The organism is Streptomyces flavovariabilis, assembly GCF_000725785.1.
GTDB classification, from domain to species: domain Bacteria; phylum Actinomycetota; class Actinomycetes; order Streptomycetales; family Streptomycetaceae; genus Streptomyces; species Streptomyces hawaiiensis.
In genome coordinates this window covers 90,061-112,923 of record NZ_JNXD01000010.1, presented here as the reverse complement: position 1 = coordinate 112,923, position 22,863 = coordinate 90,061, and the positions used below count along the sequence as shown (strand labels likewise).

General features: G+C 72.8%; 20 protein-coding genes and 1 pseudogene. 13 read left to right on the top strand and 8 right to left on the bottom strand.

Translation table 11 applies throughout. The features are described from left to right. Window positions 1–67: 67 nt before the first annotated feature. The 6 genes from xylB to IO24_RS0118720 all read left to right on the top strand — a co-directional run bounded on the left by xylB (window position 68) and on the right by IO24_RS0118720 (window position 6,594). Window positions 68–1,513: a xylulokinase gene (gene xylB, locus IO24_RS0118745; RefSeq protein ID WP_031137150.1), complete on the top strand. Its 1,446-nt coding sequence runs from the start codon at window positions 68–70 to the stop codon at window positions 1,511–1,513. 15 nt (window positions 1,514–1,528) lie between these two features. Further along, entirely contained in the window at window positions 1,529–2,737 is a 1,209-nt protein-coding gene (locus IO24_RS0118740) for an ROK family transcriptional regulator (protein WP_031137148.1), read from the top strand. A 225-nt stretch (window positions 2,738–2,962) separates the two neighbouring features. Beyond that, the gene (locus tag IO24_RS0118735; RefSeq protein WP_031137147.1) at window positions 2,963–3,562 is read left to right on the top strand and encodes an N-acetylmuramoyl-L-alanine amidase; all 600 of its coding nucleotides are present in this window, start codon (window positions 2,963–2,965) and stop codon (window positions 3,560–3,562) included. 94 nt (window positions 3,563–3,656) lie between these two features. Further along, window positions 3,657–4,055: a luciferase domain-containing protein gene (locus IO24_RS0118730; RefSeq protein ID WP_031137144.1), complete on the top strand. Its 399-nt coding sequence runs from the start codon at window positions 3,657–3,659 to the stop codon at window positions 4,053–4,055. A gap of 3 nt (window positions 4,056–4,058) precedes the next feature. After that, window positions 4,059–5,231 carry a bifunctional class I SAM-dependent methyltransferase/NUDIX hydrolase gene (locus IO24_RS0118725; RefSeq protein WP_031137143.1) on the top strand — a complete coding sequence of 391 codons (1,173 nt, stop codon included), beginning with the start codon at window positions 4,059–4,061 and terminating at the stop codon, window positions 5,229–5,231. 127 nt (window positions 5,232–5,358) lie between these two features. Beyond that, window positions 5,359–6,594, top strand: coding sequence for a phosphodiester glycosidase family protein (locus IO24_RS0118720; protein ID WP_031137141.1), 1,236 nt, complete (start codon window positions 5,359–5,361; stop codon window positions 6,592–6,594). 1 nt (window position 6,595) lies between these two features. On the opposite strand, the gene IO24_RS0118715 is transcribed toward IO24_RS0118720, so the two are convergent. From IO24_RS0118715 to IO24_RS0118690, 6 genes are all read right to left on the bottom strand, one after another. Then, window positions 6,596–6,790: a hypothetical protein gene (locus IO24_RS0118715; protein WP_031137139.1), complete on the bottom strand. Its 195-nt coding sequence runs from the start codon at window positions 6,788–6,790 to the stop codon at window positions 6,596–6,598. Window positions 6,791–6,919: 129 nt separating this feature from the next. Then, entirely contained in the window at window positions 6,920–7,783 is an 864-nt protein-coding gene (locus tag IO24_RS0118710) for a phosphatidylinositol-specific phospholipase C/glycerophosphodiester phosphodiesterase family protein (protein WP_031137138.1), read from the bottom strand. 197 nt (window positions 7,784–7,980) lie between these two features. Further along, window positions 7,981–9,063, bottom strand: coding sequence for an acyl-CoA dehydrogenase family protein (locus IO24_RS0118705; protein ID WP_037668032.1), 1,083 nt, complete (start codon window positions 9,061–9,063; stop codon window positions 7,981–7,983). Next, window positions 9,060–10,241, bottom strand: coding sequence for an acyl-CoA dehydrogenase family protein (locus tag IO24_RS0118700; RefSeq protein ID WP_031137134.1), 1,182 nt, complete (start codon window positions 10,239–10,241; stop codon window positions 9,060–9,062). The genes IO24_RS0118705 and IO24_RS0118700 overlap by 4 nt, the downstream gene beginning before the upstream one ends. Then, a complete protein-coding gene (locus tag IO24_RS0118695) occupies window positions 10,238–11,203 on the bottom strand; it encodes an NADPH:quinone oxidoreductase family protein (RefSeq protein WP_031137133.1) in 966 nt (321 codons plus the stop codon). Before IO24_RS0118695 ends, IO24_RS0118700 begins: the two co-directional genes overlap by 4 nt. A gap of 116 nt (window positions 11,204–11,319) precedes the next feature. Continuing rightward, window positions 11,320–11,892: a helix-turn-helix domain-containing protein gene (locus tag IO24_RS0118690; protein WP_031137131.1), complete on the bottom strand. Its 573-nt coding sequence runs from the start codon at window positions 11,890–11,892 to the stop codon at window positions 11,320–11,322. Window positions 11,893–11,969: 77 nt separating this feature from the next. Between IO24_RS0118690 and IO24_RS0118685 the strand changes: the two genes are divergently transcribed. From IO24_RS0118685 to IO24_RS0118665, 5 genes are all read left to right on the top strand, one after another. After that, window positions 11,970–12,899: an NAD(P)/FAD-dependent oxidoreductase gene (locus tag IO24_RS0118685; protein WP_031137129.1), complete on the top strand. Its 930-nt coding sequence runs from the start codon at window positions 11,970–11,972 to the stop codon at window positions 12,897–12,899. A gap of 29 nt (window positions 12,900–12,928) precedes the next feature. Next, complete coding sequence (locus IO24_RS0118680) at window positions 12,929–14,467, top strand: ATP-dependent DNA ligase (RefSeq protein WP_031137127.1); 1,539 nt, start codon at window positions 12,929–12,931, stop codon at window positions 14,465–14,467. Then, window positions 14,464–14,922 (top strand): NUDIX hydrolase, encoded by a 459-nt coding sequence (locus IO24_RS0118675; RefSeq protein WP_031137126.1) that lies wholly within the window; start codon window positions 14,464–14,466, stop codon window positions 14,920–14,922. Before IO24_RS0118680 ends, IO24_RS0118675 begins: the two co-directional genes overlap by 4 nt. 75 nt (window positions 14,923–14,997) lie before the next feature. Next, window positions 14,998–16,383, top strand: a complete 1,386-nt coding sequence (locus tag IO24_RS0118670; RefSeq protein WP_031137124.1) for an NADP-dependent succinic semialdehyde dehydrogenase — start codon at window positions 14,998–15,000, stop codon at window positions 16,381–16,383. Window positions 16,384–16,408: 25 nt separating this feature from the next. Further along, complete coding sequence (locus IO24_RS0118665) at window positions 16,409–16,645, top strand: DUF6213 family protein (protein WP_031137122.1); 237 nt, start codon at window positions 16,409–16,411, stop codon at window positions 16,643–16,645. Window positions 16,646–16,759: 114 nt separating this feature from the next. Here IO24_RS0118665 and IO24_RS0118660 read toward each other — a convergent pair whose 3' ends face one another. Both IO24_RS0118660 and IO24_RS0118655 read right to left on the bottom strand, forming a co-directional pair. Further along, window positions 16,760–19,528: an alpha/beta hydrolase gene (locus IO24_RS0118660; protein ID WP_031137121.1), complete on the bottom strand. Its 2,769-nt coding sequence runs from the start codon at window positions 19,526–19,528 to the stop codon at window positions 16,760–16,762. Between the two features lie 218 nt (window positions 19,529–19,746). After that, window positions 19,747–20,406 carry a TenA family protein gene (locus IO24_RS0118655; RefSeq protein WP_031137119.1) on the bottom strand — a complete coding sequence of 220 codons (660 nt, stop codon included), beginning with the start codon at window positions 20,404–20,406 and terminating at the stop codon, window positions 19,747–19,749. Window positions 20,407–20,576: 170 nt separating this feature from the next. Between IO24_RS0118655 and IO24_RS0118650 the strand changes: the two are divergent. Then, window positions 20,577–21,644 (top strand): annotated as a pseudogene (locus IO24_RS0118650) (type III polyketide synthase); the annotation flags it as partial. 1 nt (window position 21,645) lies between these two features. Then, window positions 21,646–22,860 (top strand): cytochrome P450, encoded by a 1,215-nt coding sequence (locus tag IO24_RS0118645; protein WP_031137116.1) that lies wholly within the window; start codon window positions 21,646–21,648, stop codon window positions 22,858–22,860. The last annotated feature ends 3 nt before the right edge of the window (window positions 22,861–22,863 follow it).

The following is a 22,863-nucleotide window of genomic DNA, read 5'->3' as shown; positions in this document are numbered from 1 at the left end:
CCTCTCTGGGAAGAGACCAGGTGCCTCCGAACGGAGACACGTGCCGCGCGCAGTAGGGAGAAGCCCGATGTCAGCAGCCGAGGGTCCGCTCGTCGTCGGTGTGGACTCGTCCACCCAGTCCACCAAGGCGCTGGTCGTCGACGCGTCCACCGGCCGGGTGGTCGCGAGCGGCCAGGCGCCGCACACGGTCTCCTCGGGGGCCGGGCGCGAGACCGACCCGCGCCAGTGGTGGGACGCGCTGTGCGAGGCTCTGCGCCAGTGCGGTGACGCGGCGCACGAGGCCGCCGCCGTGTCGGTGGGCGGGCAGCAGCACGGCCTCGTCACCCTGGACGGCCGGGGCGAGCCGGTGCGGCCCGCCCTGCTGTGGAACGACGTGCGCTCGGCGCCGCAGGCCCGCCGGCTGACGGAGGAGCTGGGCGGCGCGAAGTTCTGGGCGGACCGCACCGGAAGCGTGCCCGCCGCCTCGTTCACGGTCACCAAGTGGGCGTGGCTGGCCGAGCACGAGCCGGAGGCGGTGCGCGCCACGAAGGCCGTGCGTCTCCCGCACGACTACCTCACCGAGCGGCTCACCGGGCAGGGCACGACCGACCGCGGCGACGTCTCCGGGACGGGCTGGTGGGCGTCCGGGACGGAGGCGTACGACGAGGAGATCCTGGCGCACGTCGGGCTCGACCCGGCCCTGCTGCCCCGCGTGGTCCGGCCCGGCGAGGTGGCGGGCACGGTGCGTGACGGCCATGACCTGCCGTTCTCCCGGGGCACCCTGGTCGCGGCCGGCACGGGTGACAACGCCGCCGCCGCGCTGGGCCTCGGGGTGCGGCCGGGCGTGCCGGTGATGAGCCTCGGCACCTCGGGCACGGTGTACGCCGTCTCGCAGCGGCGCCCCGCCGACCCGAGCGGCACGGTGGCGGGTTTCGCCGACGCCCGCGGTGACTGGCTGCCGCTGACCTGCACCCTGAACTGCACGCTCGCCGTCGACCGTGTCGCGGCGCTGCTGGGTCTGGACCGCGAGGCCGTGGAGCCCGGCACGGCCGTGACGCTGCTGCCCTACCTGGACGGCGAACGCACCCCGAACCTGCCGAACGCCTCCGGCCTGCTGCACGGCCTGCGCCACGACACGACCGCCGGCCAGCTGCTCCAGGCCGCCTACGACGGTGCCGTGCACTCCCTGCTCGGGGCGCTCGACCTGGTCCTCGACGAGGACGCGGACCCCTCGGAACCCTTGCTGCTGATCGGCGGCGGCGCCCGGGGCACCGCCTGGCAGCAGACCGTGCGGCGGCTGTCGGGGCGTCCCGTGCAGGTGCCGGAGGCCAGGGAGCTGGTCGCGCTCGGTGCTGCCGCGCAGGCGGCCGGGCTGCTGACCGGGGAGGACCCGGCGGCGGTCGCGCGCCGCTGGGACACGGCAGCCGGGCCGGTGCTCGACGCCGTCGAGCGGGACGAGGAGACGCTGGCCAGGATCGCCGGGGTACTCTCCGACGCGGCTCCGCTGCTGGAGCGGCCCACCGACTCCCACTGAGGACTGGCGTCAGGCATGACCGCACCGCTGCACGAGGCCCGTCCCGCGGGGCCGGGGCGCGCCCTGCCCGACACCCAGCAGGGCATGCGCCGCCGCAACCTCGCCCGCGTCCTGCACACCGTCCGCGCCGAGGGGCCGCTGTCCCGGGCCGCCGTCGCCTCACGGATCGGCCTGACCCGGGCGGCGGTCTCGACACTCGTCGACGAACTCATCCGCTCGGGGCTCCTCGAGGAGCTGGGGCCCGAGCGGCCCGGACGGGTGGGCCGGCCCGGCTCCGCGCTCGCCGTCAGCGGACGCGGCCCGGCCGGCATCGGAGCGGAGATCGGCGTCGACCATCTCGCGGTCTGCGCCGTCGACCTGCGCGGCACGACCCGGTCGCGGGCGATACGCCAGGGAGCGAACCGCGACCGCTCCCCTCAGCCCGTGCTCGCGGAACTCACCGAGCTGATCCGGCAGGTCGTCGCCGAGGCGGAGAGCGAGGGCCTGTGGCCGGCCGGACTCGCCGTGGCCGTGCCCGGCCTGGTGGCACGCGACGCCCGGACGGTCGTGCGCGCGCCGAACCTCGGATGGCACGACACGGACCTCGGCACACTGCTGCCGGCGGACCTTCCGCTGACGGTGGACAACGAGGCCAACTTCGGCGCCCTCGCCGAACTCTGGCTGGGTGACGGCACACCCCGCGACTTCCTGCACGTCTCGGCGGAGATCGGAATCGGTGCCGCGGTCGTGGTGGACGGCGGGCTGCTGCGCGGAACCCGCGGTTTCGCGGGCGAGTTGGGGCACGTGCCGGTCCAGCCGGACGGGCCGGAGTGCGCCTGCGGTGGCCGGGGCTGCCTGGAGCAGTACGCCGGCGAGGAGGCCGTGCTGCGCGCGGCCGGTCTGGAACCCGGCGAGGACCGCGTCGGGCTGCTCGCGGGGCGCGCCGCCGAGGGCGACGAGGGCGTACGCCGTGCTCTGCGCGACGCGGGGACGGCGCTCGGTGTGGCCCTGACCGGGGCGGTCAACCTGCTCGACCCGGAGAGCGTGGTGCTGGGCGGGGAACTGTCCGGACTGGCGCCCTGGCTGCTGCCCTCGCTGCGGGACGAACTGGCGCGGCGTACGGCAGGTCCGGTGTGCCCCGTGTCCGTGTCACGGCTGGGCCCTCAGGGCCCGCTGCTGGGGGCCGCGCACTCGGTGGTCCGGGCGGTGCTGGACGATCCGGCGGCCGTCGCCCGGCAGGCCTGAAACGGCCGTCGCAGACGGTCACCTGCGAGTCTCCTCCCTTCCGAACCATCCGACTGGGTGAGGGAGTTGTCCACATCCGCAGGCCCGTCCACCGCATCGCGCCGCATCCTCCTGGCGGGTCGGCAGGCGCCGTAACTTGATCACCGCGGGCCACGACCGCAACGGCCGCAGTTCCCGCAGTTGAGCAAGAGCCACCCTCCTGTCGAGTCCGGAAGGCACACACCCATGGAACGGACCACTCCCTTCCCCAGCAGGCGCGGCATCCTGGCCGGCGCCGCCCTCACCGCCGTCCCGTCCGCCCTGCTCTTCGCCACCCGGGCCGACGCCCGGCCCCGGGCCGTCGATCACCCCGGAGCGGCATGGCATCCGGCGAGCCGCAGCAACTACACACCGTCCAACCGCCCGCGCGCCCACCCGCTGCACTACGTGATCATCCACGTGGCGCAGACGACCTACTCCGGCACCGTCTCCGTCTTCCGGAACCCGAGCAGGAAGGTGTCCGCGCACTACGTGGTGCGCTCCTCCGACGGGCATGTCGCGCAGTGCGTGCGCGAGTCCGACATCGCCTGGCACGCGGGGAACTGGGACTACAACACCCGCAGCATCGGCATCGAGCACGAAGGCTGGGTGGACCGGCCCGGGTACTTCACCGACGCCATGTACGAGCGGTCGGCCCGCCTCACCGCGGCGATCTGCGCGAGGTACGGCATCCCGAGGAATCGCGCGCACATCATCGGCCACCACGAGGTACCGGGCAGCGACCACACCGATCCGGGCCGGCACTGGGACTGGAACCGCTACCTCAGACTCGTCAAGTCCGCCTGAGGACCTGGTCGGAACCCCTGCGGGCCACCTCACGTCCCGGTTACAAATCGCTCAACCTCTGGTTGCGGACCGGTAAGCAGGCGACGATGGGGGCATGACTCTGGCCCAGCGCGCCATGGAGCGCCTGCAGGCCTGGCCCGACCTGATGGTGGGCCCGGCGAGTTGCGGTACCGGACGGGCGCTCCGTTCCGTCCGCGACGAGATCGTCCACTTCCACTCCTCACGGGACGTGGACCTCCACCTCACTCGCGGCGCCATCCAGCGCATCCACTACGACCTCGCCGGTTCGAGCGCGATCCACCTGCTGCCCGGGTCGGGCTGGGTGACGGTCCACCTCGACTGCGAGGCGGACGTCGACCTGCTGCTCGGTCTGGTGAGCATCGCCCTCAAGGCCCACCAGACCCCACGAGCCGATGACGGCGAGCCGCGTCTCGCCGGGTGCAACTTCCACCGGGTCACGGTGCTTCCGCGTGACGCCGTGGCGGGCGGCTGAGCCTTGGCGGACGCACCGGAGGCGGTCAACGCCGAGGCCTGGGGCAGGTACGGGGCGCATCATCTGCGACGGGGCACGGCGCTGCCCGAAGCGACCCGGGTCGACTGGGGGTTCGAGGGCGGCGGGCCGGGGAGCGAGGTTCTGGGGGAACTGACGGGCCGGCGGGTGCTGGACCTCGGGTGCGGTCCGGCCCGGCACGCTGTCCATCTGGTCCGGGCCCACGGCGCACTGGTGGACGGGGTCGACGCCTCGGCCGGGCAGTACGAGCGGGCCCGTGCCCGTTACGGCTCGCTGCCCGGGCTGCGGCTGGTCCTGGGCGACGCGGTGGAGCATCTGCGTGAGGCCGAGCCGTACGACGTCGTCTACTCCGTCAACGCCGTCCCGTACATCGATCCGCACCGGCTGCTGCCCGCCCTCGCCGGAGCGCTGAGGCCGGGTGGCAGGTTCTGCTTCACGGTGCTGCACAGCAACAGTCGTGGTGACGGACCGTCGGACCGGGTCGCGGCCCGGCCCGAGATCCTGCGGCTGGCGGGTGGCGGTGAGGTCACCGTCCAGATGTGGGTGCTCACCCCGGAGCTCTGGACGGCGCTGCTCACCGAGTACGGGCTGCGCGTGGAGGGGATCGACGTCCTCGACACGCCGGAGGACGGCAACAGGGCCTCCTACCGGCTCTTCCGGGTGACCCGGCCGGTCCGGGTCTCCTCCCGGCCGCGCGTCGGCGGGCCGCCGCACGCGCACGCCGCGCTCGGGGTGGGCGCCGTCGTGTACGGGCCGCGCGGGCTGCTCCTGGGCCGGCACCGGCGCGGGACGTGGGAGCTGCCGGGCGGGACGGTGGAACCCGGGGAGTCGTTGCGGGAGACGGTCGTGCGCGAGCTCGGCGAGGAGACGGGGCTGGCGGCGCGGCCTGAGGACGTCCGGCTGCTCGGGACGCTCCTGGACGAGGCGGGAGGTGTCATCCGCGTCACCGTGCCCGCCCGGGTCACCCTCTGGCGGGGGGAGCCGTCGGACCAGCCCGGCGAGAGCGTGGGCCGCTGGCGCTGGTTCGCCCTGGACCGGCTGCCGGAGCAGCTGTTCGTGTGCAGCGCCCAGGCCCTCACCGCATGGCGGCCCGATCTGCCGATCGACCACACGCCCGCGCATTTCACGCCGTACGACATCGGAACAGGCGACAGCTGAAGCACCCAGAGGGGTGCGTTTTTTCAGCCGTTCCCGCGCCGTAGGTGCTCAGCCGCCTCGCCGGCCCCCGTCGTCTGGTGCACTGCCCCTGAGGGTCCCGACAGTTGACGAGACATCAGGGGGCACGGTGGCAGGTCGTCGCAGGCGACGCGGTGCAGGCAGAGCGGTACTGGCGCTTCTCACGGCGTTCGGCGCACTGACCGGCTCGGCCCTGGCGGGGGCGGCTCCGGCCGGCGCCGTCCAGAAGGGCGTACGGGTCGCGCCGGGCGTGACGTACGAGGAGTTCGACATCAGGGCGGCCGAGGGGGTGACGCACGCGCATGTGCTGAGGGTCGATCTGAGCCATCCTCAGGTACGGGTCGATCTGCTGTATCCGGGGGCGGTGGCCGCACGCGGGCGGGTCTCGGCCATGGCGAACAGCCAGGGCGCGGTAGCCGGCGTCAACGGCGACTTCTTCAACATCACCGAGACGCAGCACCCAGGCGTCGAGGCGACCGGCGCGAGTGTGGGTCCGGCGATCACGGCCGGGCGGACGCTCAAGGCGGCCGTGCCGAACGGCCAGCGTTTCGGGCCGGCGCTGCCGCCCGGCACGACCACCGAGGACGTCTTCGGCGTCGGCACCGACGGGCGGGCCCGGCTGGACCGGCTGGCGCTCAGGGGTTCGGTCCGCACGGCCGAGGCGCAGCTGCCTCTCGGCGGGCTCAACCAGTACGCGCTGCCGGTGGGTTCCGTCGGTGCGTTCACCTCCGAGTGGGGCTCCGTCTCCCGGGTGCGCGCCACCTGCGGCACGGACACCGACCGCGCCGCTCCGTGCAGTACGGACACCTACGAGGTGACGGTCCGCGACGGCAAGGTCGTCTCGGCCGCCGACACCCCAGGCAGCGGCCCCGTCGCCGCGGGGACCACCGTGCTGGTCGGCCGGGAGGAGGGCGCCCAGCAGCTGCGCAAGCTCTCCGCCGGCGAACCGGTCGAGGTCGAGCACGGCCTCGTGGCGGCGACGGACGGTGTCGCCTACCAGCTCGCCCTCGGCGGCTACCCGGTACTCTCGGGCGGCCGGCCGCTGCCGGGGCTCGACAACGCGACGTCGGCCGTCCGTACGGCCGTGGGGATCGCCGACGGCGGGCGGCGCGTGCTGCTGCTCGCGCTGGACGGCGCCGCCGCCTACCGCAGCGGTCTGACGATCGCCGAAGTCGCCGGCACCCTGCAGAAGCTGGGCTCGGAGGACGCCTTCAGCCTGGACGGCGGGGGGTCGTCGACCCTGGTCGCCCGGAAGCCGGGCGAGAGCGCGGTCTCGGTGCGCAACCACCCCAGCGGCGGCGCCGAACGCCCGGTGCCGAACGGTATCGGCGTGTTCTCGGGGTGACTCAGGGCCGCAGACCACTGACGATGTCCGCCGTCGCCGTGAGGCCGCTGTGAATGGTGGGGGCGATGCTGGTGCTGGCCAGATAGAACCCGAGCAGCAGGCAGACCAGCGCATGGGAGACCTTCAGACCACCGCTGCGCAGGAAGATCACCGCCAGGATCATCAGCAGCAGGACCACAGAGATGGAAATGGCCATCGTCAACTCCTCCGCCACGCCGCCATGTCCGTTTCACGGCGTTCGGCCGCAAGTGTGGCGTAGCGGAGGGTGCGTCCGGGCGGCTGACCTGTCCGCCGAACGTGTGGTGTCCTGTGACCTCTCGCGGCCCTAGGGGGTGTGCCGGGCGTCGAGGAACGCCTCCAGGCCGGCGAGGTCGTCGGTGTTGAGGTAGTCGACGCCGGCGGCGAGCAGTTCGCCCCAGAGGGCGTCGCGGGCGGGGCCGGCCACGTCCGGGGTCGCCCAGAACCGCACCTGCTGCCCGCGCCGGTGGGCGGTCCTGACGATGTGCCGCAGTTTCTGCCGCTCGGCCGCCGGGAAGGCGCCGACACCCTGCCAGGTGAAGTTGAGCGTCCAATTGTCGCTGATCAGCGGGATGAAGGAGGCCGGCGCCGGGCTGCCGAGGTCGGTGAGCCGGCCGTCGTAGAAGGCGCGCCGGACGGTCTGGGCCTCCATGGGCGCGCGGGCCGCGCGGTCACCGGAGACGACGGCTGTGACCGGGCCGCGGAAGACCCGGCCGTGGGCGTACGTGGTGAACAGGTGCCGGTGGCGCCGGAGGTGGCGGTCGAGTTCGAGGTACGTCGACGAGCCCTCGGTCTTGATGTCGATGAGCAGGTACAGCGCGCCGCGGTACCCCCGGTACACCGAGCCGTGGTTGGCGCGGACGCGTGCGGCGAGCGGGGCGAGGTAGAGGGACTCAAGGGTGCGGGAGGGGTCGAGGTCCTCCGGGTCGTGGGCGACGAGGAGCTGGTCACCGACGAGGTGGATGTCGGCTTCGACGCTGCCGAAGCGGTGGTCGAGGGCGTCGGACAGCGGGCGCGGGTGCTCGTAGTCGTTGTGGGCGTGGGCGCGCCACAACGGGCGGGGCCTGTGTGTGCGTTCGCCGGCCGGTGCGGGGGCGGCGGGGAGGGCGATCGAGCCCGCGAGGGCCGCGCCGAGGGTGGTGAGGGCCGTGCGACGGGTGGTGAGGGCCATGCTCTGCCTCCCTGGAGGTGCCGTACGGGAACCCTGCGAGTATGGGGTCCCGGTGGGCTCAAGGAGCAGGCTCGCGCACGGAGTTGGCCGGACTGCCGCCATGCGTTCACTTCGGCGGACGGGGGCGCACCGAAAGGCCCGCCCCTGGAGGGGACGGGCCTTTTTCGGGCGGTGCCGGGCGTCGGGCGGGGTGTACGTCAGGGGGCCCGGAGGTCGACCAGCGCGGCCAGTGCCTCCCGGTGGGCACCCGGCGTGCCGTAGGCGATCGAGTCGGCCTTGGCACGCTTGAGGTACAGATGCGCGGGGTGCTCCCACGTCATGCCGATGCCGCCGTGCAGTTGCAGGGCTTCCTCGGCGGCGTGCACGGCCACGGGTGCCGCGTAGGCCTGGGCGACGGTGACGGCCACGTCCGCGTCCTCGCCCTTCGCCAGGGCGTCGGCGGCGTTGCGGGCGGCCGCGCGGGTGTTGACGACCTCCAGCCACAGCTGGGCCAGCCGGTGCTTGATCGCCTGGAAGCCGCCGACGGGCCGGTTGAACTGCTTGCGTTCCCTCAGGTAGCGGACGGTCTCCGTCAGCGTCCACTCGGCCAGTCCGAACTGCTCGGAGGCGAGCAGCCCGGCGCCGGCGCGCAGGGCTCGGCGTACGGCGGGCTCGGCGTCGCCCAGCAGCCGGCCCCGCGCACCGTCGAGGGTGACGGTCGCGAGCGGCCGGGTCAGGTCCAGGGAGGTCTGGGGCGTGACGGTCGCGGCGGTGGCGTCGACCGCGTACAGACCGCCGTCGTCGGCCGGCACGAGCAGCACGTCGGCCAAGGCCGCGTCCGCGATGCCGGTCAGTTCGCCGTGCAGCAGCCCGTCCTCGTGCCGGACGACCCGGTAGGCGGCACCCGGCGCGACGCTGAGGGCGACCGCGAGGGCGCCGATCGTCGTCCCGGTCGCGAGGCCGCGCAGGAGTTCGCCGGCACCGCAGGCCAGCAGGGCCTCGGTGGCGACGACCGCGCTCGTCAGATACGGCACGGGCGCGACCGCGCGCCCCAGCTCCTCCAGCACCACGGCGGCCTCGCGGTGCGTGGCGCCCTGGCCGTCGAGTTCCTCGGGCACCAGCAGGCCGGCGAGGCCCATGCCCTCGGTGAGGGCCTTCCACAGGGCCCGGTGGTGCGGGGCGTCCGACTCGGTGCGGGCGATGACGCCGGGCGCGTCGCAGTGGTCGGTGAGCAGGTCGCGGACGGCGGCGCGCAGCGCCTCTTCCTCTTCCGAGTACAACAGGTCGCGCTCGTTCTTCACCGGGCCAGGTCCTTCCAGGCGACGTCCTTGTCGGTGCGCGGCTCGGCGGGCAGGCCCAGGACGCGCTCGGCGACGATGTTCAGCAGGACCTCGCTGGTCCCGCCCTCGATGCTGTTGCCCTTGGAGCGCAGGTAGCGGTAGCCGGCGTCGCGGCCGGTGAAGTCGACCGACTCCGGGCGCCGCATGGTCCAGTCGTCGTACAGCAGGCCCTCCTCACCGAGGAGTTCCACCTCCAGACCGCTGATCTCCTGGTTGAGGCGGGCGAAGGCCAGCTTCATGCCGGCGCCCTCGGGGCCGGGCTGGCCCACGACGAGCTGCTGGCGCAGCCGCTCCGCGGTGAGGCGGGAGACCTCGGTCTCCACCCAGAGCTTCAGCAGCCGCTGGTGCAGATCGTGGGTGCGCAGCTCGGGCCGCTCGCGCCAGGTCTTCGAGATCGGGCCGATCATGCCGCCCTCGCGGGGCAGCCGCATGCCGCCGATGGCCACGCGCTCGTTGTTGAGCGTGGTCTGCGCGACCTTCCAGCCCTCGCCGACCGCACCGAGGCGGCGCGCGTCGGGGATGCGGACGTCGGTGAGGAACACCTCGTTGAACTCGGCCTCGCCGGTGATCTGCCGCAGCGGCCGCACGTCGACGCCCGGGTCGGTCATGTCGCAGACGAAGTACGTGATGCCCCGGTGCTTGGGCACGTCCGGGTCGGTGCGGGCGATGAGGATCGCCCAGCGGGCCACGTGGGCGCTGGACGTCCATACCTTCTGCCCGTTGACCACCCAGTCGTCGCCCTCTCGGACCGCCCGCGTGCCCAGCGCGGCCAGGTCGGACCCGGCGCCCGGCTCGCTGAACAGCTGGCACCAGACCTCCTCGCCCGTCCACAGGGGCCTGAGGTACCGCCGCTTCTGCTCGTCGGTGCCGTAGCCCAGGATGGTCGGCGCGGCCATGCCGAGACCGATGCCGATGCGCCGCGGGTCGTTGTCGGGCGCCCCGGCGGCCTCCAACTCGGCGTCCACGACGGCCTGGAGGGACCGGGGGGCGCCGAGTCCGCCGAGGCCCTCCGGGTAGTGCACCCAGGCGAGTCCGGCGTCGAAGCGGGCCCGGAGGAAGTCCAGCCGGTCGGTGGTGGCCGGGGGGTGAGCGGCGAGCAATTCCCGGGTGCGGCGGCGCAGTTCCTCGGTGTCGGTCATGCTGCCTCCTCCATGACGACCGCGACCCGGCCGGTGGTCAGACCGTCCGCCACCTTCTGCACGGCGGCGGCCGCCGAGCCGAGCGGCACGCGCTCGCTCACCAGCGGCTTGATCGCGCCCCGGGCGGCCAGCTCGGTGAGCTGCTCGTGGCAGTGCTGGACCAGCTTGGGGTTCTTGGTGTTGTACAGGCCCCAGTGCAGGCCGAGGATCGAGTAGTTCTTCACCAGGGCGTGGTTCAGGCCCGGGCTGGGGATCGTGCCGCTGGCGAAGCCGACGACGACGATGCGTCCTTCGAAGGCGACGGCCTTGGCGGACTGGGTGTAGGCCTCGCCGCCGACCGGGTCGTAGATCACGTCGGCGCCCCGGCCGCCGGTGGCCTCCTTGACGGCGGCGACGACGTCCTGGGAGTGCCGGTCGATCACGACGTCGCAGCCCAGCTCGCGGGCGACGGCCGCCTTCCCGGAGCCGCCGACGACACCGATGACGGTGGCGCCGGCGGCCTTCCCGAGCTGCACGGCCGCGCTGCCGACCCCTCCTGCGGCAGCGTGGACGAGCAGGGTATCGCCGGCCTCCAGACGGGCCCTGCGGTGCAGTCCGAACCAGCCGGTCTGGTAGCCGATGTGCAGGGCCGCGGCCTCGGCGTCGTCGAGGGCGTCCGGCGCGGGCAGCAGGGCGGCGGCGTCCGCGACGGCGTACTCGGCGAAGCCGCCGTGGGGCAGCGCCGGGTTGGCCATCACCCGGCGGCCGTCCTCGGTCTCGCCGCAGATCTCCACTCCCGGCGTGAACGGCAGCGGCGGCCTGACCTGGTACTGGCCGCGGCACAGCAGGGCGTCCGGGAAGTTGATGTTGGCGGCACGCACCTTCAGCAGGACCTGGCCGTCACCGGGCGTGGGGGGCTCCACCTTCTCGAGCCGCATCACCTCGCCCGGCTCGCCGTTCTCGTGTACTTGCCATGCCTGCATGCGGGGCCTCCACGGGGGACTGCTTCGTCTGACCGGGGTCGGTTCGCATACTAAGCGGTCGCTTGCCCGCTAGGGAACAGTCCCCGGCAAAGTCGGGCCCGGGGACCACCCGTAGGTCATGCGCCCTTCGGCCGGGCCCGTACATGCATCCGTTCGCCCTGCGGTCCGAACAGGCTGAGGAACTCCACGGGCCCCTCCCCCGTCGAGCCGAACCAGTGCGGTACCCGGGTGTCGAACTCGGCGGCCTCCCCGGCCGTGAGCACCACGTCATGCTCGCCCAGCACCAGGCGCAGCCTCCCGGACAGCACGTACAGCCACTCGTAGCCCTCGTGCGTCCGCGGCTCCGGCTCCTGTCTGCGCCGGGGCTCCAGGACCTTGTAGGCCTGGAGGCCGCCGGGCTGGCGGGTGAGCGGCCAATGGGTGCGGCCGCCCATGACGATCGGCTTCGACCGCACGCGCGGATCACCGGTCGGCGGGGTGCCGACCAGCTCGTCCAGCGCCACCTGGTGGGCGCGCGCGATCGGCAGCAGCAGTTCCAGACTGGGTTTACGCAGGCCGGACTCCAGCCGCGAGAGGGTGCTGACGGAGATGCCGGTGGTCTCGGAGAGCGCCGCCAGGGTCACCTCCCGGTCCTTGCGCATCTGCCGCAGCCGGGGGCCCACGCCCGCGAGTACCTCGTCCGTCGTCATGGTCGTATTGCAGGTTCGGCAAAGCCGTTTGTCAATCCCGCAGGGCCGGGGCGACGCTCGGCAGCGGAGGTGGTCACATGACCGAGAAGTACGCAGTGGTCGTCGTCGGCGGGGGCGCCGCGGGCCTGTCCGCCGCGCTGGTGCTGGGGCGGGCCCGGCTCCGCACGCTGGTGATCGACGCGGGCGAGCCGCGCAACGCGCCCGCAGCGCACATGCAGGGCTATCTGTCCCGGGACGGCATGCCGCCCGCGGAGTTCCTGGACATCGGCCGGGAGGAGATCGCGCGCTACGGCGTGGAGCTCGTGCAGGACCGGGTGGTGGAGGTGGAGAAGGGCGAGGACTTCACCGTGGTGGCGGCCGGTGGCCGCACCGTGCAGGCCCGGCGGCTGGTCGTGGCGACGGGGCTGAAGGACGAGCTGCCGGCGGTCGCCGGGGTCGCCGAGCGGTTCGGCCGGGACGTGCTGCACTGCCCGTTCTGCCACGGCTGGGAGGTGCGCGACCAGCCGTTCGGGGTGCTTGCCTCGAGCCCTGCGAGCGTGCACCAGGCGCTGATGGTGTCCCAGTGGTCGAAGGACGTGCGGTTCTTCCTGCACACGGTCGCCGAGGAGGAACTGTCCGACGAGGATCTGCGCCGGCTCGCCGCGGCCGGGGTGGAGGTGGTGCCCGGGGAGGTCACGGAGCTGGTGGTCGAGGACGACCGGCTCACCGGCATCCGGCTCGCCGAGGGCACGACGCACCCCCGCTCGGTGCTGTTCACCGCACCGCGGCCCGTGCCGCAGACCGGCCTTCTGGAGCGGCTCGGCGCCGAACTGCACGAGACGCCGTTCGGCGCGTACCCGGTGGTCGACCCGACCGGCCTGACGACCGTGCCGGGCGCGTGGGCCGCGGGCAACGCGATCGGCTTCGCCGAGCAGGTCGTGCACGCGGCGAGCGGCGGGTATCGGGCGGCGTCCGCGATCGTCGGGGACCTGCTGATGACCGACCTGGACGCGGCCGCCCAGGTGTAGAGGCATCGCCTCCGGTGCACCATGGCTGCATGCTGCTGCACCGGCTGGCCCGAGTGTCCCAGGAGGTCGCCGCCACCTCGGCGCGGTCCCGGAAGACGGCCCTGCTCGCGGAGCTCTTCCGGGACGCGGAGGCGGAGGACGTGCCCATCGTCATCCCCTACCTGGCGGGACGGCTGCCGCAGGGCCGGATCGGCGTCGGCTGGAAGGTGCTCGGTCACCCGGTCGCCCCGGCCGCCGAGCCGGGCCTGACCGTACGGGACGTGGACGCCCGGCTGTCCGGGCTCGCCAAGGTGTCCGGCCCCGGCTCCCAGGCCGAACGAGCCCGTCTGGTCCGGGAGTTGATGGGCGCGGCCACCGAGGAGGAGCAGCGGTTCCTGCTCGGGCTGCTCACCGGCGAGGTCCGGCAGGGTGCACTGGATGCCGTCGCGGTCGAGGGCCTGGCCCAGGCGACCGGGGCGCCGCCCGCGGACGTACGGCGGGCCGTGATGCTCGCCGGTTCCCTCCAGACGGTGGCCGAGGCGTTGCTCGCGGACGGCCCCGCCGCCCTGGACCGCTTCCGCCTCACCGTCGGCCGCCCGGTCTGGCCGATGCTGGCGCACAGTGCCTCCTCGGTCGCCGAGGCGGTGGACAAGCTCGGTGCCTGCGCGGTCGAGGAGAAGCTGGACGGCATCCGCGTCCAGGTGCACCGGGACGGCCGAACCGTTCGGCTCTACACCCGCACGCTCGACGACATCACCGACCGGCTGCCCGAAGTGACGGCCGCCGCACTGGGGTTGCGCGGCGAGCGGTTCATCCTGGACGGCGAGGTGATCTCCTTCGACGAGGGCGGGCGCCCCCGTTCCTTCCAGGAGACCGCCGGCCGCGTCGGCTCCCGCACGGACGTGGCGACGGCCGCCCGCGCGGTGCCGGTCTCCCCCGTCTTCTTCGACGCGCTGTCCGTCGACGGCCACGACCTGCTCGACCTGCCCTTCGCCGAACGGCACGCCGAGCTGGCCCGCCTCGTCCCCGAGCCGATGCGGGTGCGGCGCACGCTGGTGTCCGGGCCGGGCGACACGCCCACGGCGGAGAAGTTCCTCGCCGAGACCCTGAAGCGCGGCCACGAGGGCGTCGTCGCCAAGGCCCTCGACGCCCCCTACAGCGCGGGGCGGCGCGGGGCGTCCTGGCTGAAGGTCAAGCCCGTCCACACCCTCGACCTGGTCGTCCTGGCCGCCGAGTGGGGCCACGGCCGCCGCACCGGCAAGCTCTCCAACCTCCACCTGGGCGCCCGCACCGCCGACGGCGGCCTCGCGATGCTGGGCAAGACCTTCAAGGGCATGACCGACGCGCTGCTCACCTGGCAGACCGAACGGCTCCAGCAGCTCGCCGTCGACGACAACGGCCACGTCGTGACCGTACGCCCGGAACTCGTCGTCGAGATCGCCTACGACGGCCTGCAGCGCTCCACCCGCTACCCGGCCGGCGTCACCCTCCGCTTCGCCCGCGTCATCCGCTACCGGGAGGACAAGCGCCCCGAGGACGCCGACACGGTCGAGACGCTGCTCGCCGCGCACCCGGACGTGAAGCCGTGAGGCGCAGTGCCGGGCTGCTGCTCTTCCACCCCACCGACCACGGCCTCGAGGTACTGCTCGGCCACATGGGCGGCCCGTTCTTCGCCCGGCGCGACGCCGGGGCGTGGACCGTGCCCAAGGGCGAGTACGAGCCGGACGAGCCCGCCTGGGAGGCCGCCCGCCGCGAGTTCCAGGAGGAACTGGGGCTGCCCCCGCCCGACGGGAAGGCCATCGACCTCGGTGAGGTCCGGCAGACAGGCGGCAAGGTCGTCACGGCCTGGGCGATCCAGGCGCATCTCGACCCGTCGGCGATCGTGCCCGGCACGTTCCGGATGGAGTGGCCGCCGAGGTCGGGGCGGCTCCAGGAGTTCCCCGAGCTTGACCGGGTGCAGTGGTTCGGCCTGGACCGGGCCCGCGAGGTGATCGTCACGGCGCAGGCGGCGTTTCTCGACCGGCTGGCGGAGCACTCGACCTGAGGAGACCTCCCGCGTTGCGGTCCCCTCCGCCGCGCGGGAAGGTCGAGACACAGCCCGCTCCGAGGGAGGTCAGCCATGCCCATCGCAACGGTGAACCCGGCGAACGGCGAGACGCTCAAGACGTACGAGGCCATGGGCGAGGAGGAGATCGAGCGCCGGCTCCAGCTCGCGGAGGCCACGTTCCGCACCTACCGCACGACGAGCTTCGACGAGCGCGCCCGGCTGCTGCACCGGGCCGCCGACCTCCTCGAAGAGGACCAGCAGGACATCGCCCGCGTGATGACCACCGAGATGGGCAAGCCGGTCAAGCAGGCCCGGGCCGAGGCGGCGAAGTGCGCCAAGGCGATGCGCTGGTACGCCGACCACGCCCAGGAGCTGCTCGCCGACGAGGAGCCCGCCGACTCCGACGTGAAGGACTCCGGCGCCTCACGCGTACGGGTGCGTTACCGCCCGCTCGGCCCGGTGCTCGCGGTGATGCCGTGGAACTTCCCGCTGTGGCAGGTGGTCCGTTTCGCCGCACCCGCGCTGATGGCGGGCAATGTGGGCCTGCTCAAGCACGCCTCCAACGTCCCGCAGACCGCCCTCTACCTGGAGGACCTCTTCCACCGGGCGGGCTTCAGCGAGGGCACCTTCCAGACCCTGCTGATCGGCTCCGCCGCGGTCGACGAGATCCTGCGCGACGAGCGGGTCAAGGCCGCCACGCTCACCGGCAGCGAGCCCGCGGGCCGCGCGGTCGCCTCCACCGCCGGAGAGATGATCAAGAAGACGGTGCTGGAGCTGGGCGGCAGCGACCCGTTCGTCGTCATGCCCTCCGCCGACATCGACCGGGCCGCGAAGGTCGCGGTGACCGCGCGCGTGCAGAACACCGGGCAGTCCTGCATCGCCGCGAAGCGGTTCATCGTGCACACGGACGTCTACGACGCCTTCGCCGAGCGGTTCGCCGAGGGCATGAAGGCCCTGAAGGTCGGCGACCCCATGGCCGACGACACCGAGGTCGGGCCGCTCTCCAGCGAGCAGGGACTGAGCGATCTGGAGGAACTGGTCGACGACGCGGTGCGCGGCGGGGCGCAGGTGCTGTGCGGTGGCGAACGGCCGGACGGGCCCGGCTGGTACTACACGCCGACGATCCTCGCCGGTATCACCCGTGAGATGCGGATCCACCGGGAGGAGGCGTTCGGGCCGGTCGCCACGCTGTACCGGGTGGCCGACGTGGACGAGGCCGTGCTGATCGCGAACGACTCGCCGTTCGGACTGAGTTCGAACGTGTGGACGCGGGACGAGGGAGAGGTCGACCGGTTCGTCAGGGATCTGGAGGCCGGCGGGGTGTTCTTCAACGGCATGACGGCGTCCCATCCGGCGTTCCCGTTCGGCGGAGTGAAGCGGTCCGGGTACGGCCGTGAGCTGTCCGGGCAGGGAATCCGCGAGTTCTGCAACATCACCACTGTTTGGCATGGTGCGTGAGTGTTGCGGGGCTACGATCCCGTCTGTGAACCGCGAAGTGACTCTGCCTCTGATCGTCGACGACCGCGGGACCTTGCAGGTGGCTGCCGCGGATGTCAGCAAGCTCTTGCGGACGGTGGGGGGCCGGTGGGTGCGGCTTGTCGAGGCCGGGGAGTCGGGGCTCGACGAGGACACGGTCGCCGAGTTGGCCATCGAGCTGGCGAAGCTGGCCGACCGTATCGACGTGGCCTGTATCGCGCACAGCAGCGGGGGGGCGACCTGAGGCGTGCGGGGGCGGGTTCGTGGGGGGCCTTCAGATTGTGACGTTGTGAAGCGCGGGGCCCGGACAGGCCGGACCCCGCACAAGAGGGCGCTCACGATCCCTCGTACAGCCTGTTTACGGCTTGTCGAGCACCGTCCCCGTCAGCACCGGCCTGTCGGGCAGCGGCTCGGCGTTCCTGTCGGTCAGCGCGAGGCGCATCGACTCGGCCGGCTCGGCCACCTGGTCCCGCACGGTCGGCACGACGAAGTCCACGCTGCTGCTCCCGGGCGGGATGTTCACCCACACCCACAGGCTCGCGTCGGACAGCGGCCGCTCGGGGTCGGGCACGTCACCGGACGAGTCCTTGAGCCACTGCGGGTCCACGTCCTTGGTGGACAGCTCGGCGCCCTCGGTGACCGGGAGCACCCGCACCGGCTCCCAGAGGTCCACCGCCGCAGGCGCGTCCAGGGACAGCCGCCAGGTCAGCGTCTCTCCCTCGGTCACCCGGTCCGCGACCGGCGACAGGGTGATCACCGGCTCCGGGTCGTCGTTCTCGACGATGATCCCGCCCCGGTACTTGCCGACGACGGCGTTGCGGACGGCCTTGACGGCGATGTCGTGCTCCACGTCGTCGCCGTAGACCGTGTCGCCCTTCACCTCGACCGGCACGTCGATCGCGTCGCTGCCGGGCCGTACGGTCACGAGGCGGTTCTCGGACCGGCCGCTGTCCGGATCGAGGACGTACACGCGGACCTGCCCGCTGCCGTGCCCGGAGATCTCGACCGGGATCCGGTAGGTGCGGGTGCCCGAGTCGCCCTCCTTGACGATCGTGCGGCCCACGTCGACACGCGGCAGCGCGGCCGCCTTCACCGTGGGAGTGCCCGGCGCCCAGCCCCAGGCGTCCATCAGCCAGGCCCGCCCGGACTGGGAACGGGGCGTCACCTCAAGGGACTTGACATGCCTGAGATCGAGCCCGGCCCGGGTCGCGGCCGACAGCGGGACGCGCAGCTCCTGAGCCCAGTGGGAGGCGGTGTTCGCGGAGCCCGGGAGCCCGTCCACCCGGACCGAGCCCAGCGTCACCAGACGGTTGGAGGAGTCGGTGACGGACACGTCGAACTTCGTGCCGGTCGTGTTCGGCGGTACGAAGACCCGGAGCGCGAGCTTCTGAGAGTCACCGAGGGAGAGCGGCTCGGCCGGGGTGATACGCGCGGCCGTGCCCGGCGCGGACCACTTCAGGTCCACCGCGCTGCGGCCGGTCTCCTGTTCCGTCTCCCACGACGCGAAGTGCGGTGACGATCCGGGGGCCTCCGGGTCCAGACAGGACATGGCAGGGTCGGGGTCGATCGCCGAACACAGCCGGGCGCCGGTCACCTTCGCCCCGCCGTCCGGCAGGAAACCGGCGCTGCGGCGGCCGCCGACCGCGTGGGTCAGGACCCGGGCCGGGTCCGCGGACGGGGCTCGCTTGCCGGAACCGTCGAGCAGCGGACGCACCCGGTCGTCCCCGGCGAGGAAGAGCCGGGCCGCGGCGGCGATGTACGTGGCGCCCGCCTTGTGCTGCTGGGCGGCGGTCAGCCGGGTCGCGGCACCCGGCGCGCACACCGGGTCCGGCTGCTCCGGGTCGGTCCCGAAGTCGTCCCTGGCCGGTGCGACGGCCTCGCCCGGGGTCCACTCGCTGTTGAAGTAGTTGTGGTTGGCGCCGACCATGTAGACCGCGCTGTGCAGTGCCGTGCCCCGGCTGATCCCGCGCGTCCCGTCGACGAAGTCCTGCCCTTGCAGGTCCGACACGTCGCCGTCGCAGCCCGGCAGCAGCGTCACGGACGGCACGTCGGCCACTGGATTCCGGCCGAAGATCGTCGGTGCGATGAGCACCGTTCCGCGCACCTTCCAGCGCACCGGGCCCCGGTAGCCGTCCTCGGCGGCCGGCGGCGGGGAGAGGCTGTCCATGGCGGCCCGGTTGACGCCCTCGCCACCGCGCGAGTGGCCGACGAGCAGGACCTGGGAGAGGTCCGCCTTCGCCGCCTCGCGGACGACGGCCGGGGCGGAGGAGCCAGGGGCGGTCCAGTCGGCCCAGCGGGCCAGGTGCTGCCGCACCAGCGAGGAACGCGCCTGCGCGCCGGCGTCCTCGGTCTCCTGGTCCTGGGCGTTGATGCCGTTCGCCGAGATCGACACCGTCACATAGCCCTGGGAGGCCAGCAGTTGCTGGTCGCGCAGATAGCCCAGGTAGCTCGGGATCGGCTTGTAGCCGTCCGCACAGGGCCAGTCGCGGGCCACGTCGTCCTCGGAGCCCGGCTTGTAGCAGGTGCCGTGGCGGCCGTGCAGGAACAGCGCGAGCGGCCGGCTGCCGGTGCCACCCTTCGGCGCCACCACCTTGGCGGTCATCTCCACCGGGGCGGCGTACCCGGGCAGACGCACCGGGTCGAGATCGTACTCCCCGGTGACCGTGCGGTACGAGCCGGGTCTGCCCGGATCAACGCCGTTCGCGGGCGCCTGGGCGGGTATTCGTGCCACGCGCGAGCCGGACCTGTGCCCGTCGTCGGCCACGACGTCCAGCCGACGCCCCGCGGCCGTCACTTGAAGGGTGGTCAGCTGCTCGGGCTGCCTCTCGCCGAGAGCGAGCCGGAAGGTCCGCCCGTCCCTCGCCGGCTTCGGCACTCCGAGCAGCCGGTCGCCGGTACGGAACTCGACCCGCGCATCCCCCATGGGCACGGTCTTCGGGGCACGCCAGACCAGCTTCCGCGCCCCGCCCTCCCCGTCGATCCGCCACCCCGGCGGAAGTGGGTTGTCGTCCGTCGCGCCCAACAGCCCCGATGCGTGCGGCTGTTCAGCCTGTGCCAGTCCGGGCGAGCCCGCCAGGGCCGCCAGTACCGCCACGGCGGTCACACATGTTCGCCGGGCACGGATCAATGATCCTCTCCTCAAAACCCCGTGCGCAGACGTCCCGTCGGTCCCGGGCGCCTCTCGCGTCGCCTAGGACGCGGAGGGGTGTCTGTGGGTTGTCTGTGGAGAGACGCCGACAGCGGGCGAGCTGTGTGATCAAGCCAGTGCAGCTGATCGTTTCGGCGCCGCGCCGCCCTGACGTGGGAAGAGCCGATCACCACCCGCGACCGGTGCACGGGCAGGTACTAAGAGGCCGGCTCCGCGAGCGCGGACCAGAAGCTCGTCTCGTATGCCTGCAGCAGGCGGCCATACGTGTGTGCTCGCCTCTCGTCGAGACGACCGGCGTCCAGAGCGGCCCCTACCGCTGCCGTCGCCAGCCGGTCCAGGTCGGGTGACGGCTGCGCGAAGAAGTCGAAGAAGGCGCAGGCCTCGTCCGTGAAGCCGTAGTGGTCGCGCAGGGCCTTCGCGATCGTCGCGCAGTAGCCGCCCCACGCCGAGAAGTTGGCCGTCAGGGCCAGGACCACGTCCGCCGGTGAGGCGTTCAGGGCCAGCCAGGCCACGTACGCGGGGTATGCCTGGCAGCCGGAAAGCGGCTCGTACGACACCCCCTCCGCATCGCACGCCCGTGCGAAGGCAACCAGTCGCTCGCCCGCCAGCGCCTCCCCCTCCGCGAGGACCGTGAAGAAGGCCGCCGCCTCCGGGTCGGTCGCCTCGGAGCGGACTGCCAGGTGCTCGAACGCGCGGCGGTCCGCGGGGATCACCCAGGTCTGTTCCAGGGCGAGGGCGGCGAGCGTGGCCACAGGGGCCGTACCGTCGGCGATCCGGGGGACCAAGGGGTTGGCGCCAGGATCCGGGGCGAGGGTCGCGGTGGCCGTCTTCAGCAGGTCCCGGGCCGGGTGCGTCATCGCGTCCTCCGTCGTCGAAGTGTCGGGACGAGCCTGGCACGGCGTCCCCGAGACGGAGTAGTCCGGCGCGAGATCGGCGGCCCACCGGGTGATCGTGGGTGGACCACCCCTTGAGGTGAACCACCTTCTGACCGGGGGGCGAAGGGCCTTCCGGGAGGCGAAAGCAGGCACGGTTCATGGCGACTTTGTGCAGACCCTCGGTGTCCGTTCCAGAGCACGTGATCACGATGGAGGAGACGCTGGAGCTGGCGCGTGAGCGCCACGCCGACCACCCCCAACTGCCGCTGGCCCTCCGGCTGATCGAGAACACCGGTGTGCGCACGCGGCGCATCGTGCAGCCCATCGAGGAAACCCTGAAACACCCCGGATTCGAGGACCGCAACAAGCTCTACGCGGCAGAGGCCAAGGCCCGGGTCCCCGCGGTCATCCAGCGGGCCCTCGACGACGCAGAGCTGCTCACCACCGACGTCGACCTGATCATCTACGTGTCGTGCACGGGCTTCATGATGCCCTCGCTCACGGCCTGGCTGATCAACGAGATGGGCTTCGACCCGACCACGCGGCAGCTGCCGATAGCCCAGCTGGGCTGCGCGGCCGGCGGCGCGGCGATCAACCGGGCCCACGACTTCTGCACGGCCTACCCCGAGGCCAACGCGCTGATCGTGGCCTGCGAGTTCTGCTCGCTGTGCTACCAGCCCACCGACATCGGTGTCGGCTCCCTCCTGTCGAACGGCCTGTTCGGTGACGGCATCGCCGCCGCCGCGGTGCGCGGCCGGGGCGGCGAGGGCGTCGTCCTGGAGCGCAACGGCTCGTACCTGATCCCCAAGACCGAAGAGTGGATCATGTACGACGTGAAGGCCACCGGCTTCCACTTCCTGCTGGACAAGCGGGTCCCGGCCACCATGGAGCCCCTCGCGCCGGCGCTGAAGGACCTGGCCGGAGACCACGGATGGAACGCCTCCGACCTGGACTTCTACATAGTTCACGCGGGCGGCCCCCGCATCCTCGACGACCTCAGCACCTTCCTCCAGGTCGACCCGCACGCCTTCCGGTTCAGCCGGTCGACGCTCACCGAGTACGGCAACATCGCCAGCGCCGTCGTCCTGGACGCGCTGCGCCGGCTGTTCGACGAGGGCGGCGCCGAACACCGGGCGCGCGGGCTGCTCGCCGGGTTCGGACCCGGTATCACCGCCGAGATGGCCCTGGGCCGCTGGCACAGCGCGGACGAGACGAGGTGACATGAGCGAAGAGACGATCACCGAAACCCTGCCCCCGGTCCGGGACTGGCCCGCGCTCGACCTGTCCGGCGCGGACTTCGACCCGGTCCTGCGGGAACTGATGGACGAGGGCCCGGTCACCCGTGTCAAGCTGCCCAACGGCGAGGGCTGGGCCTGGCTGGTCACCCGCTACGACGATGTGCGGACGGTGACCAACGACCCGCGCTTCAGCCGCGAGGCCGTCATGGACCGGCAGGTCACCCGGCTGGCCCCGCACTTCATCCCGGCCCGTGGCGCGGTCGGCTTCCTGGACCCGCCGGACCACACCCGGCTGCGCCGCAGCGTCGCCGCCGCGTTCACGGCGCGCGGGGTGGAGCGGGTGCGCGAGCGGTCCCGCCGCATGCTGGCGGAACTGATCGACGAGATGCTCCAGGACGGTCCGCCCGCCGACCTGACGGAGGCCGTGCTCAGCCCGTTCCCCATCGCGGTGATCTGCGAGCTGATGGGCGTCCCGCCCGCCGACCGGCAGGGCATGCACACCTGGACCCAGCTGATCCTGTCCTCCTCGCACGGCGCCGAGGTCAGCGAGAAGGCCAAGAAGGAGATGGGCGCCTACTTCTCGGACCTCGTCGGTCTGCGCGAGGGCAGCACGGGCGAGGACGTCGCCTCCCTGCTCGGCGCCGCCGTGGGCCGCGGAGAGGTCACCCTGGACGAGGCGGTCGGACTCGCGGTCCTCCTCCAGATCGGCGGCGAGGCGGTCACCAACAACAGCGGCCAGATGTTCTACGTGCTGCTGACCCGGCCCGAGCTGGCCGAACGGCTGCGTGACGAACCGGAGATCCGCCCCCAAGCCATCGACGAACTGCTGCGCTGGATCCCCCACCGCAACGCGGTCGGGCTGTCCAGGATCGCCATGGAGGACGTGGAGATCCAGGGCGTACGGATCCGGGAGGGCGACGCGATCTACGTGTCGTACCTGGCCGCGAACCGCGACCCGGACGTCTTCCCCGACCCGGAGACGATCGACTTCGGCCGCAGCCCGAACCCGCACGTCTCCTTCGGCTTCGGCCCGCACTACTGCCCGGGCGGCATGCTGGCCCGGCTGGAGTCGGAGCTCCTGGTCGACGCGCTCCTCGACGGTGTACCGAACCTGCGGCTCGCCGTGCCGGCCGAGGAGGTGCCGTTCAGGAAGGGCGCGCTGATCCGCGGGCCCGAGGCCCTGCCCGTGACGTGGTGAGCA